The sequence below is a fragment of the Desulfovibrio desulfuricans DSM 642 genome, from assembly GCF_000420465.1.
Classification (GTDB): Bacteria; Desulfobacterota; Desulfovibrionia; order Desulfovibrionales; family Desulfovibrionaceae; genus Desulfovibrio; species Desulfovibrio desulfuricans.
The window spans coordinates 1-12,003 of sequence record NZ_ATUZ01000018.1; the positions used below are offsets into that span (position 1 = coordinate 1).

9 protein-coding genes, 2 tRNA genes and 1 pseudogene are annotated in these 12,003 nt (G+C 54.5%); 8 read left to right on the top strand and 4 right to left on the bottom strand.

The window, feature by feature from the left end; genetic code table 11:
- Positions 1-229 (bottom strand): transposase (locus tag G449_RS0113460; protein ID WP_022659843.1); only part of this gene is annotated, 229 nt, incomplete at its 3' end.
- Positions 230-374: 145 nt separating this feature from the next.
- On the opposite strand from G449_RS0113460, the gene G449_RS18795 reads away from it, so the two are divergent.
- The 7 genes and pseudogenes from G449_RS18795 to G449_RS18495 all read left to right on the top strand — a co-directional run bounded on the left by G449_RS18795 (position 375) and on the right by G449_RS18495 (position 7,231).
- Positions 375-515, top strand: coding sequence for a transposase (locus tag G449_RS18795; protein ID WP_081640575.1), 141 nt, complete (start codon positions 375-377; stop codon positions 513-515).
- Between the two features lie 275 nt (positions 516-790).
- Positions 791-1,492 (top strand): ERF family protein, encoded by a 702-nt coding sequence (locus G449_RS0113470; protein WP_022659844.1) that lies wholly within the window; start codon positions 791-793, stop codon positions 1,490-1,492.
- Between the two features lie 68 nt (positions 1,493-1,560).
- Entirely contained in the window at positions 1,561-2,724 is a 1,164-nt protein-coding gene (locus G449_RS0113475; protein WP_022659845.1) for a hypothetical protein, read from the top strand.
- A gap of 91 nt (positions 2,725-2,815) precedes the next feature.
- Positions 2,816-3,781, top strand: a pseudogene (locus tag G449_RS17200) (AAA family ATPase); the annotation flags it as partial.
- 372 nt (positions 3,782-4,153) lie between these two features.
- The gene (locus G449_RS0113485) at positions 4,154-5,191 is read left to right on the top strand and encodes a DUF3150 domain-containing protein (RefSeq protein WP_022659847.1); all 1,038 of its coding nucleotides are present in this window, start codon (positions 4,154-4,156) and stop codon (positions 5,189-5,191) included.
- A 4-nt stretch (positions 5,192-5,195) separates the two neighbouring features.
- Positions 5,196-6,818: a VWA domain-containing protein gene (locus tag G449_RS0113490; RefSeq protein WP_022659848.1), complete on the top strand. Its 1,623-nt coding sequence runs from the start codon at positions 5,196-5,198 to the stop codon at positions 6,816-6,818.
- Positions 6,819-7,069: 251 nt separating this feature from the next.
- Positions 7,070-7,231: a hypothetical protein gene (locus G449_RS18495; protein WP_022659849.1), complete on the top strand. Its 162-nt coding sequence runs from the start codon at positions 7,070-7,072 to the stop codon at positions 7,229-7,231.
- A gap of 447 nt (positions 7,232-7,678) precedes the next feature.
- Here the strand turns inward: G449_RS18495 and G449_RS0113500 are convergent.
- Together G449_RS0113500 and G449_RS0113505 are read right to left on the bottom strand one after the other, a co-directional pair.
- A tRNA-Lys gene (locus G449_RS0113500) sits at positions 7,679-7,754 on the bottom strand.
- 92 nt (positions 7,755-7,846) lie between these two features.
- Positions 7,847-9,580: a glutamine--tRNA ligase/YqeY domain fusion protein gene (locus tag G449_RS0113505; RefSeq protein ID WP_027181010.1), complete on the bottom strand. Its 1,734-nt coding sequence runs from the start codon at positions 9,578-9,580 to the stop codon at positions 7,847-7,849.
- A gap of 206 nt (positions 9,581-9,786) precedes the next feature.
- Here G449_RS0113505 and G449_RS0113510 point away from each other — a divergent pair.
- Positions 9,787-9,881, top strand: a tRNA-Ser gene (locus G449_RS0113510).
- Positions 9,882-10,081: 200 nt separating this feature from the next.
- Here the strand turns inward: G449_RS0113510 and G449_RS18670 are convergent.
- Positions 10,082-11,158, bottom strand: coding sequence for an autotransporter outer membrane beta-barrel domain-containing protein (locus G449_RS18670; protein WP_245559878.1), 1,077 nt, complete (start codon positions 11,156-11,158; stop codon positions 10,082-10,084).
- Positions 11,159-12,003: the final 845 nt, after the last annotated feature.

Sequence of the window (12,003 nt, forward strand, 5' to 3'; positions counted from 1 at the left end):
AATCAGCGACGGCTCGTCGCAGCCTAGCGTTTTCCTTTTCTAGTTCTTTCAATCGCTTGAGCTGCTCAGTCCCCATGCCTCCATATTCCTTGCGCCATCGATAATACGTTTGCTCGGTTACAGCAATTTTGCGGCAAGCCAGGGCAATACTTTCGCCTTGTCCCACAAGAACTTCAACCTCGCGAAGCTTGAAAATGATTTGCTCTGGAGTAAATGCTTTGCGACCCATTTGATGCCCTCCATGGCTCCACCTTATACTAACTTTTTAGGCGGACCAGTTTTTTGGGGGCAGGTCATGGCCCCCTGACCCAAAGTGGGTTCGGAAAACTGGACTGTGAGCTAAGGTGGACGTAAAAAATCAAAGGAGGATTTTTATGTCCAGGTCGAGGAGGACTTTCCCCGCAGAACTCAAGACTCGCGTCGCCCTTGATGGCCTGCCCGGGGTGCGAACATTGTCTAAGCTTGCCAGTAAGTATGGCGTGCATCCAAATCAGATTTCCCAGTGGAAGCAGTAGGCCAAGGAGCAGATTGCAGCTGGCTTTGCAGGCAGGCCCCAGGGGGCTCAACAGAAAAAATGTCCCTCAAAATTAGTCATGAGGCCTTCAAATAAATGTCTTGTGACATTATAACGGCCATTATCCGCGCAGATCCAGCATGCTGCGTATCAATAATTATCAGCGATATATTATTTTTTGAACAGACTAGATTTGTGATTCTGAACCCACTAATAGCCCTGCCAGCACTATGCTGGGCGGGGCTTTATCATTTGCTATCGAAGGAGGATGTTCATATGAACCAATACCAATCAGCAAGTATTACTGATTTGGCTAAGACCCTGCTCTGCGTACAGCGAACCGTGCAACCTGTTACAAAAGATGCTGAAAACCCCTTCACAAAAAGCTGGTACGCCAGCCTCAACAGTGTCATGGACGCCTGCCGCGATGCGCTCATCGAAAACGGCATCTGGTTGTGCCAGTACCCTGTGCCTGTTGAACAGCCCAACACCATAGGGCTGGTCACCAAACTGACGCATGCAGAGTCAGGGCAGTGGCAAAGCTCTCTTGCAGTGGTTCCTCTACCTAAGGCCGATCCGCAGGGCATGGGATCGGCAATTACCTATGCCCGCCGCTACGCTCTAACTGCCATGTTGGGCATGGTAACTGAAGATGACGATGGAGAAGGGGCTAAAAATGGCAAAAAATCGCCTACACGGCCCAAATTGCCCGTAATTACCCCTGAATCACAAAAAGCGCGTCATCGCGACCCATCCACAGCAAACAACATTTCAAACTCCTCAAATCGCCCCTCAGCAAGCCTTGAAAATCTTCCACCGCTGGAAGGCGTCACCTACCAACAAGTTACCGCTCAGGATGGGCGTCCCTGCATCATTGCCACCGGCAACACGCAGGCCAAAAAGGAATTGCTGACCGGTTCGGGCTTCCGTTGGAACCCGCAGAGAAAATTGTGGTGGAAGTATGTTGACGCCGCATAGAAAAAATAAAAGTACCGAGTGAGAGGGCTGCCTGATGGCGGCCCTCTCGCTTTTATGGAGACTAACCCATGGAACAGATAGACCGCACGGAAGGATTGAAGGCGCTAATCAGACAGGGCCTGCAAACCGTCGCCCACAAAGACACACTTGCGCACCTAGGCGACCGCTCCAGCTATGTGGGAATGAGTGACATTGGCCAGCACTGGGAATGCCCACGGGCTGCACTGGCCAGAAAAGTGCTGCCCACCACAAACAGCCTGGAGCGTCTGCTCACGCTACAGCGCGGGCACTGGTTTGAATCTGGGGTTGGGCAGGCACTGACATCGTTGGGCCTGCATATTTTGCCGCAGCTTGAGATTAACTGGCAGCATCAGGGCGTGCCGATTAAAGCCCATCTTGATTTCGTGCTGGTATGGGGCGCACCCGTCAATGCCATACGCATTCTGGAAGTTAAAAGCACAGACAAACTGCCCAACACTCCACACGATGCCCATCTTCTGCAACTGCATGGCCAAATCGGTCTTCTAACAAAAGCATGGAACAAGCCCACCTTCAGCCTCCGTGCTGAGGACGGCACGCTTCTGCATGAGAAGATGACCTTCCCTCAACTTTGCCGTGCCCAGCTTGGTCTTGAGATGCCTTCAACTGCTGCCAAGACAAGCATAGAAGCATGGTTGCTGTGCCTTTCCATGAAAGAGGTTAAAGCGTTCGGCCCCTATGGCTTCAATCAGGCCATGCTGGATACTGCCCTTGACCATGCGGCGCAGCTTTGGGGAGAACTTACAGATTTCCGCGCCGGACACATAACCCTGGCACAGGTGGATTGCGCTCAGGGCTTTTACCCGTTGTGCTCGTACTGCGAGCACAACAGCGCCTGCCCCAAATTCCCACAGGGCATGCAAATGCCGCAATGGGAACCGACGCTTGAAAAACTGGCGGACCTTAAGGATCAACGCACGTTTTTAGATAATGAAATCAGAGAAATGGAGACTGTGCTTAAGCTGGTCCACCGCCAGGCTGGCTCACGGGATTGGGTAGACACGGGAAACTACCGCTTCCGTATGTCAGTGGCAGCAGGGCGTACCACGTTGGACAAGGATGCTCTGCGGGAGGAGTTGACCGAGATTCTTAATGCTGAGCACATGGGCGGCATCGACGTGGATACCTTGCTGGCCCGTTGCGAGCGCACCGGCTCACCTTTCGAAAAATTGAGCATTTCGCCCATAAACTGAAAAATAGGGCGCTCATGACCATCCCCTCACTTTTATCCCGTTCGCCAAAACCGCCCCACCCTGGGGCAGTTTTCGTTTTAAGGAGCCATGCATGAATAATATCAACGACCTTTGTAAGCTGCAGCCCACGGATCTTGATGCCGGTCAGGTCTTCAGCGGCAAACCATCCGGCACCACGGTCAGGGGCTACGCCGTTCCTTCGGCCTACACCCCGTCCATTGACCACGACTATCTTTTCCATGAGTCCAGCCGTGACGTTGTGGTCTGGTTTCTCAACCCACAGGAACCGTTGTACGTCTTCGGCCCCACTGGTTGCGGCAAAACCAGCTGCATCAAGCAGCTGGCTGCCAGACTTAACTATCCCATCTTTGAGGTTACCGGACACGGGCGGCTGGAATTTGCCGACCTGGTTGGTCACCTGACAGTCAAAAATAACAACATGACCTTCGAGTACGGCCCGCTTGCGCTTGCCATGCGTTACGGGGCGATAATTTTGCTGAACGAAATCGACCTAACCTCGCCAGAAATAGCAGCAGGCCTGAATAGCGTATTGGACGGCTCCCCCCTGTGCATAGCGGAAAACGGCGGCGAACTGATTGCGCCGCACTCCATGTTCCGTCTGGTTGCCACGGCCAATACCAATGGCGGTGGCGATGACACCGGCCTTTATCAGGGCACCCAACGGCAGAACCTTGCATGGCTGGACCGCTTCACAATCTGCGAAGTTGGCTACCCATCTGCCGATGTGGAAAAAAGCCTGCTTGCCCGGCGCTTCCCATCGCTGCCCGAATCGCTGTGCGCCACCATGGTGGACTATGCCAATGAGGTTCGAAAACTCTTCATGGGGGAGGCTACGACCAGCAATCTGACCAACGCCATTGAAGTTACATTCTCCACTCGCAGTTTGCTGCGATGGGGTGATCTGACCGTTCGCTTTCAGCCTCTGGCCCATCAAGGCGTGCAGCCTGTAACCTACGCCCTCGACCGGGCTCTGGCCTACCGTGCAAGCCGTGAAACACGCGCCATGCTGCACGAGCTGGCTCAGCGTATGTTCCCGCAGCAGATGGAAGGTGAGGCCCCCAAAAAAGAAAGGCCTGAAGCAGAAACCCTGCAAGGCGAGCAAGCCCTACGCTTCATGCGTGGCCATCTGCACCACACACCGACAGTGACCAAGACCCTCGTTCATCTTCAGGTAATCCACAATCTTTCCGGCAAAAAGCAGGACGGCAAGTTCTGGATCGGCGAGGCTAGCCCTGCTGGGCTCACGCTGAAGTGGGGCAAGCCGGACACCGTTGGCCAGCAGCATTTTATTCCCGCCGAAAACTGTGAGGGCAAAAATTCCGTGATGGAACTTGAAGCCCGCGCAGCAAAGAAACTCAATGAAGGCTACTCCCTCAATACAACAAAAAGCTTGTTCTAGGAGGCTACTATGACACAACTTGTTTCTGACATCCGCATTTTGGACAATTTGTTGGCCCTCAACCTCAACGTCAGCTTATGGTCAGCCCGGCGCAAAATGAGCCAGGAAGACCTGGGGGGTGCGGAACTGCCCCCCGAAGATCTGGCTTCTCTGGGCTCAAAGCGCATTGCCGACCCGGAGAACCTCAAAGTATTCGGCACACTCAAGGCTCGCGCTTTCAACTACCTTGACCGGCACGGGGTACGGTTCATGTCTGGCTGGGCTATCCCCGAAGAAAAAGCCGGCGAAATCGTGCAGGAGCTGCTTAACATCCGCATTGAATTCCAGAAAGAAAAGGAAGCATTTCTGGCTGACTATGACCAAAATGTGCAGGCATGGATTGAGAAGCACCATCAGTGGGGCGAAATCATTCGTAACTCCCTTGTGGGGCCTGACTATGTACGCGCCCGCATGGATTTTCGCTGGCAGCTGTACAAGGTGGCCCCGCTTGAACAGCACACAGACAACACCGCTGTGCTGGAAGCTGGTCTGGCGGAAGAGGTGCAGGGCCTCGGCGGCACCCTGTTTGATGAGGTGGCCAAGTCGGCTGACGATATATGGCGCAGGGTTTATCATGGCAAAACGGAGGTAACCCACAAGGCGCTCTCGCCGCTGCGCACCCTGCATGCCAAGCTCACGGGCTTGTCATTTGTAGAGCCACATGTGGCCCCGGTAGCTGACATCGTGCAGGCTGCACTGTTGCGCATGCCCAAGAAGGGCAACATCACGGGTACAGACCTGCTGCTTTTGCAAGGGCTGGTCTGCCTGCTCAAGGACAGTACGACTCTTGTGGGCCACGCTCAGAAAGTAATTGAGGGCTACAGCCCGGCATTTGTGCTGGATGCCCTGTTGGCTGGTCCGGACGTTATCCACGAGCCGGACGGCCTTGCTGGACAGATGGATGGCTCCATGGATGGGAATATGGACGATGAACCCATCCTGCCTAAGATTCCCGTGGCTGACAGCGCTTTGCCGCATCCTGCCATCCCCAGCCTTGGTCTGTGGTGACGCCATGGTACGCACAAAAGACGTTCTCAACTGTCTGCCCCTGCTGGCGTCCATCCTTGGCGACCGCTATGGCGTGCAGGTACGTATTGGCGGCAAGGAAGCCTGCACCAACGGTAAAGTTATCCATCTGCCATCGTTGCCCATGGATTGTGAGCCGGAATTGCTGGCACTCGCCAAGGGGTTTACAGACCATGAGGCGGCTCATATACGGCACACAGATTTTAGCGTGCTGAAAGCTGCAAACCTTGATCCAGTAACCTTCAATTTGTTCAACTGTCTTGAAGATTGGCGTGTTGAAAAAATGCTGTCAGGCATTTTCCCTGGCTGCAGGAGAAATCTGAACTGGCTGATACGACGATTTTTTGTAGAGCAAGCGCAGCCAAGGGCCGGGGATGATTCCCCGGCCCTTGCTGTTTTGGACTATGTGCTGTTGACAGTGCGAGCCTGGGATGTGGATGAGGTGACCCCGGCACGGCAACACGCGGCAAGCATCGTGGAGCAGCACTTCCCCGGCTTGCTAGGGGCTCTGGATGCCATCTTGGTCAAGGTTTACATCCATTGCCCGGATACTGCGGCAGCAGTCGAATATGCTCGACAAATTGCCATATGCGTCAGGCAGTGGGAACCACCTCGACAGGATTCAACTAGCAAACGCGCGAGTACGAACGACCAGGGAGCTACACCTAGGGCGACAGGGGAGGACAACGATTCTGCCACACAAATCAACCAGCAATCTGAACCGGTCCAACTGTCGAGTGCTTTACCGCTCAAGGCCTTGTTTCATGCAGAGGCGCAGGATCTCCCCAAGCAACTCGGCGAAATCATGGCGATTGAGCTTGCCAATAGCAGCGCAGAATCCGCTGGTGACGCACTGACCGTGGCCGTGGAAGGCACCCGACATGCAACCCCCTTGCCAGCAGAACAGAAGCTGCAAGCCCTTCAGGCCAGCATTGCGCTGCGTACTCGCCTACAGGGCTTTCTGCAGGCACAAACGCAAAGGCGTTGCAGCATCGGGCGTAGAGGGAATCTGCATGCCAATTCGCTACACCGTCTGCAGGTTGGCAATGCTCGTGTTTTCCAAAAAGAGTCAGGGCATCAAGGCGTTAACACCGCTGTTCATATCCTGCTGGATGTAAGCGGCAGCATGGCTGGCGCACCGATTAATCTTGCCAATCGGGCCTGCTATGCCGTGGCAACATCGCTGAGCCATATTCGTGGCGTGAATTCGGCAGTGACGGTCTTTCCCGCAGTCTCGGTGACCAATTCTGTATTCCCAATCATGCGGCATGGGCAGCCGTTGCCAGATAGGTTCGACATTCGGGCTTCTGGCGGAACCCCCTTGGCTGGGGCCTTGTGGTGGGTTTTGCAAACCATGCTGCCCCTCAAAGAGCAACGCAAGATGATTCTGGTTATCACTGACGGCATGCCGGACAACCCATTGGCTGCAAACAATGCCATAGGGGTGGCCCAACAACTTGGCTTTGAAGTCTATGGCCTTGGCATTCGGGATGAACACATCACGCATCTGCTGCCGCACACCAGCAGGGTGGTCAACGATCTGCCCGACCTGGTGCCTGCCATGTTTACCATGCTGCAGGTCGCCTTGCTCAAAGGCGGTGCGGTATGATGGTTCCCCTTGATTTCAGGCCTTGGTATCGAACGGGGTTATTCCGTTTCTTTACGTCTAACAAAAAACGGCGCATCCCGCGCTGCTAAAAATGAAGGAGGGCGTATGAACCCACTGGCATGGATACCAGTAGCCATCGCTGTATTGCAGGTGATCAAAGACAACTGGGACGACTAGTCCACTAAAGCTGGCATACAGAGGGCGGGCTTTCCCCGCCTTCTGTCATTTCATATGAATAAAAGGAGTAAAACATGAGAGGTAAATGGACGTTCATAGGCGGCATACTGGCTGGCATCGCAGGAGTATTCACTGCGGCGGCAATTTCTGTGGAACTGGAAGGCCGAAGAAACGGCAGCCGCGATACCGTGGGGGAGCCGGAAAGGCTGGCCTTGCCTGAAAGGAAAGGCATGTAAAAAAGTTGATTCTTGGGCGGGAAAGCGGGCTATATCCGCTTCCTGCCCTTGATATGCTTTTATTTTTGACCGAAGCGAGAGTCAGGTCGCAACGTATGCGTTCCATAGCCGGATTGCAGCAGAGTCACTGACAGACCACTGGAGGGGGCAATTGCCACATTCACAGGCATATCGGTAAATATCGTTGGTTCTTCCATCCGGCCTTGAAGTTTCACGCTGAGGCATTTTGCCACACTTGGTACATGGCCGCATGGGAGGGAGGTATTCCTTGTTGCTCATGTGTGGAAGATAGGCGTAGTTTGCAGTGCGTGTAAACCTCTAATGGCGTGGTAGTACATATACATTGTTTACTATCCATTCCCACCATTTTTCATAAGCCGTGTGGGGAATGGTGTGGGGAAAAACAAAAAGGGCTTACGGCGGTTAGCCATAAGCCCTTGAAATATATGGTGGGTCGTGCGGGGATCGAACCTGCGACTCTCTGCTTAAAAGGCAGATACTCTACCTACTGAGTTAACGACCCGTAGAGACGCGGAATATAGCGACAGCCTTAGCAACTGTCAAGCGCGTCTTGCGACAAAATGCCGATCAAGCCCATATTTGCTCAAAAAACCGCTATGCGCCCTTCTTTTCCAGCTTGGCCCAAGTGTCTCGCAGCGTGGTTGTGCGGTTGAACACGGGCTTGGCATCGGTGCTGTCCTTGTCCTTGCAGTAGTAGCCAAGGCGCTCGAACTGCATCTTGTCCCCAGCCTTGAAAGTAGCCAGGGCCGGTTCCAGCAGCGCCTCCACCTTTGTAAGCGATTCGGGATTAAGGTTATCCAGAAACGTCTTGCCCTCGGGCGCGGCATTGGGGTTTTCCACCGCAAAAAGCTGGTCGTACAGGCGCACTTCTGCGGGGATGGCGTGTGCCGCCGACACCCAATGGATGGTTCCCTTTACCTTGCGGCCATCGGGGCTTTGCCCCCCCTTGCTTTCGGGGTCGTACACGCAGCGCAGTTCAACCACGTTGCCCGCATCGTCCAGCACGGCCTCGCGGCAGGTGATAAAATAGGCGTAGCGCAGGCGTACTTCCGCACCCGGGGCCAGCCGGTGGAACTTCTTGGGCGGCTCAAGGCGGAAGTCGTCCCGCTCAATATACAGCTCGCGCGAAAACGGCACCTTGCGGCTGCCATAAGAGGCATCTTCCGGGTGGTAGGGCATGTCAAACTCTTCCACCTGGCCTACGGGATAGTTCTCAATAACCACCTTCACCGGATCGAGCACAGCCATAACGCGCGGGGTATGCTCGTTGAGATATTCACGCACGCAGAATTCGAGCATGGAATATTCCACGGTGGAGTCGGCGCGGGCCAGACCAATACGGGAGCAAAATTCGCGCAGGGCCTCGGGCGGAATGCCCCGGCGGCGCATACCGCTCAGGGTGGGCATGCGGGGATCGTCCCAGCCTGTAACGTGGCCTTCCTTCACAAGCTGAATGAGCTTGCGCTTGGAGAGTACCGTATAGGTGACATTGAGCCGCGCAAATTCGATCTGCTGCGGACGGTACGCACCGAGGGTTTTGAGCACCCAGTCGTACAGTTCGCGGTTATTGATGAATTCCAGCGTGCAGAGCGAGTGGGTAATACCCTCGATGGAGTCGGACAGGCAATGGGTATAGTCGTACATGGGGTAGATGCACCACTTGTTGCCCGTGCGATGGTGCTCCGCATGGCGGATGCGGTACAGCGTGGGATCGCGCATGACCACGTTGGGCGAGGTCATGTCGATCTTGGCGCGCAGCACCTTTTGACCATCGCCAAATTCGCCCGCGCGCATGCGGCGGAACAGATCAAGATTTTCGTCCACGCCCCGGTTGCGCCAGGGGCTTTCGCGCCCGGGCTCGGTCAGCGTGCCGCGATATTCGCGGATTTCTTCTGCCGAGAGGTCGTCCACATAGGCCTTGCCCATCTTGATGAGCTGTTCGGCGTAGTCATAGAGCTTCTCGAAGTAGTCGGAAGCGTAAAATTCGCGGTCGTCCCACACGCCGCCAAGCCAGCGCACATCCTCACGGATGGAATCAACGTATTCCGTTTCTTCCTTGGTGGGGTTGGTGTCGTCAAAGCGCAGGTTGCACAGCCCGCCAAACTCCCTGGCAACGCCAAAGTTAAGGCAGATGGACTTGGCATGCCCCAGATGCAGATACCCGTTCGGCTCGGGAGGAAACCGCGTGTGCACACGATTGCCGAAACGGCCCGAAGCGTTGTCTTCAGTTATGCGGGTGCGGATGAAATCCAGGCCGACTTTTGCGGTATCGCCAGCGGCGGTGCTTTCAGCAACAGTGGCGGGTGTCGTATCATTTTCGGGGGCCATAATGCGCTCCAATAGTTCCATTTAATGGGAAGTCCATAAAATTACGCCAAGCTGCGCCCCCGGTCAATGCGTGGCTGTGCAGGACGCGCGCCCTCATGTTATGCGCTTTTATTCATAGATGGCAGAACATTCTTGACAGGTGCCGCCGTCTAGGCTAGCTTGCTTTTCTGCATTCTGGTTCGCTTAATTGCTGGCCTGATGCATGCGGAGAGGTGTCCGAGCCGGCCGAAGGAGCTCGCCTGCTAAGCGAGTATACGGGCTTAAACCTGTATCGAGAGTTCAAATCTCTCCCTCTCCGCCACATACGCAAGTAAAACGGCGAGTTACTGTTAAAGGTAACTCGCCGTTTTTGCGTCTATAAAGGGGAAAAATTGGGGGCAGCGCGGGTGGCGTACATACTTTTGTGTGGCCTGTGGGGAAATATCCAATTGGCTGTACGATATTCACCAGTTTCTATGGCTGCCCAACAAGGCTTGCCTGTTGCGCTAAGCATGCCCGCAGTTAAAATTCATACTTGGCCTGCAAGCTGCCGGTCAGGCCCTCGCGCTTGCCTATGTAGCCCTGCAGCCCAAAATCAAAAGACAAGGGCAACGATGCGGATGGCGTGTACACAAACCCAATCTCGCCTATCCCCGTATCGCCGCGCATGGAAGGGGCCTTCATGTCATAGCCGTTGGTGCTGGCGCGGGCCTTGCCGTCAAACTCGCGTTCGTAAGCCGCGCCCACATAGGGGCTGATGTAGTCGTTCACCGTGTAGCTGAAGCGGGAACCAAGGCGCAGACGGTTGGAATCCACATCCTTGAAGTCGATGGGGTCGCCGGTGGAAAGGGTAACGGAATCACCTTTTTGCCGCGTCCAGAAATATTTGCCGTACATGTCGAGCGAGGCGTTTTCCGTGATGTCCCATACGTAACCGGTTCCAAAGTGCAAACCATAATACGTGGATGTAGAGTCATATTCCGCGCTACGCCCGGTGGAATCGCGCAGGTCGGAACTTTCATACTTGTTGCGCAGGCTGCCCACACGGGCCGAGGCTTCAGCATATATATGGCCGGGGCCGGTATTGATAAAATCCATGCGGCCAAGGATGCCGCCGCCAAGATAACTGTTGCTGCCGTCGCCCTCGACAGAGGTTGCGTTGCTGAATGAATTGTAGGTATTATACGAACCGTTGCCGTATTCAAAAAAAGGCCCGAATGTCAGGCGACCGGGCGCCATATCCGCACCCCAGGCAAGACCTGCCGTCAGCGAATAGCTGCGCATGTCCACATGCGAACCCGTGTTATACCGAACGGAACCGCCGGATGCAGCGCCAAACCCGGCAGGGGTGGCCCCGCCACCAGCTGACCCGCCCTTAGCGGAGGAACCGCCTTTGGCGGCAGAAACGGCGGAGCTCATGCCCTGCCCGGCTGCTACGTCCGCACCTTGCGTTACCATGCCCATGCCAGAGACAAAGCCTTCTGAAAGGGCCTTGGTCTGCTGATTCACAGTTACCCCGTTGTTAGTGGCTACCGTTGCAAGCAGTTTGTTACCGTTGGTGGCAATGTCAAAATTATACAGCAGGGTTACCCCTTGCATGCCCTTGCCGCTAGCCTTCGTATTAAGGCCGCTGTTGGTAACCAGCGTGCCTGCATTAATAAGCGTAATCGTGTCCCCCGGTAATAGTGGAGAAGTACTGCCATTGATACCAACATTGACGGAGGAAGACCGACCAGCGTTGCCAGTCAAATCTGCTGTGCCCGTCACAGTCAGCATAGTATCACCCGCTGACACCGTGGACGGCAAATAGAAGTTAAGATGCTGGAAATTATAAACATTGGCTAATGTTAAGGCTGAGGTCTTTATATTCAGGGTGTTGCCGGTAAAAGCATCGCCAGTGGCGCCTCCAGAAAGATACCCCCCATAGAGGCTTGCACTGCTCAGGCCATGCGAACTGCTTATGGTTACAATATTATTTGTAGCTTGTTTTGTTCCAGAGGGGGCATCGACAAATCCACCGTAAACTGTCCCCACAGTTCCGCCGCTGATATTGACGGCATTTCCGGAAGCCGTTGTGGTGTATACGCCGCTCAAACTCCCGACATCGGCATACCCACCGTATATTGTTGTTACTGATCCACCTGACATAGTTACTATATTGTTGTTTGCAGTGGCGGTGGTGCTTTCTGCAAAACCTCCATACACTTGATCCGCCGTTCCCCCATTGAGTGTTACAGTATTTTCATTGGCGGTCATGGAACCAAGACCTGTAGCGACAGCGTACCCACCATAAATATTTAGACCACTCTTGCCAGCAAATGATGTATTAATTGTAACGTTGTTACTGTTGGATGCGGCGTCACTATTTATAGTCCCATAAAAATACCCGCCATATATGGCATAATCGACATTTCCGTTAACGGCGGTTACCGTATTTCCAGATG

Bases quoted from the DNA above. Each gene is read 5' to 3' on its own strand.
- G449_RS18495 (WP_022659849.1), top strand. From the start codon at position 7,070: ATGAGAGGTAAATGGACGTTCATAGGCGGCATACTGGCTGGCATCGCA.
- G449_RS18795 (WP_081640575.1), top strand. From the start codon at position 375: ATGTCCAGGTCGAGGAGGACTTTCCCCGCAGAACTCAAGACTCGCGTC.
- G449_RS0113485 (WP_022659847.1), top strand. From the start codon at position 4,154: ATGACACAACTTGTTTCTGACATCCGCATTTTGGACAATTTGTTGGCC.
- G449_RS0113505 (WP_027181010.1), bottom strand. From the start codon at position 9,580: ATGGCCCCCGAAAATGATACGACACCCGCCACTGTTGCTGAAAGCACC.
- G449_RS0113475 (WP_022659845.1), top strand. From the start codon at position 1,561: ATGGAACAGATAGACCGCACGGAAGGATTGAAGGCGCTAATCAGACAG.
- G449_RS18670 (WP_245559878.1), bottom strand. From the start codon at position 11,158: ATGCAAGGGGTAACCCTGCTGTATAATTTTGACATTGCCACCAACGGT.
- G449_RS0113470 (WP_022659844.1), top strand. From the start codon at position 791: ATGAACCAATACCAATCAGCAAGTATTACTGATTTGGCTAAGACCCTG.
- G449_RS0113490 (WP_022659848.1), top strand. From the start codon at position 5,196: ATGGTACGCACAAAAGACGTTCTCAACTGTCTGCCCCTGCTGGCGTCC.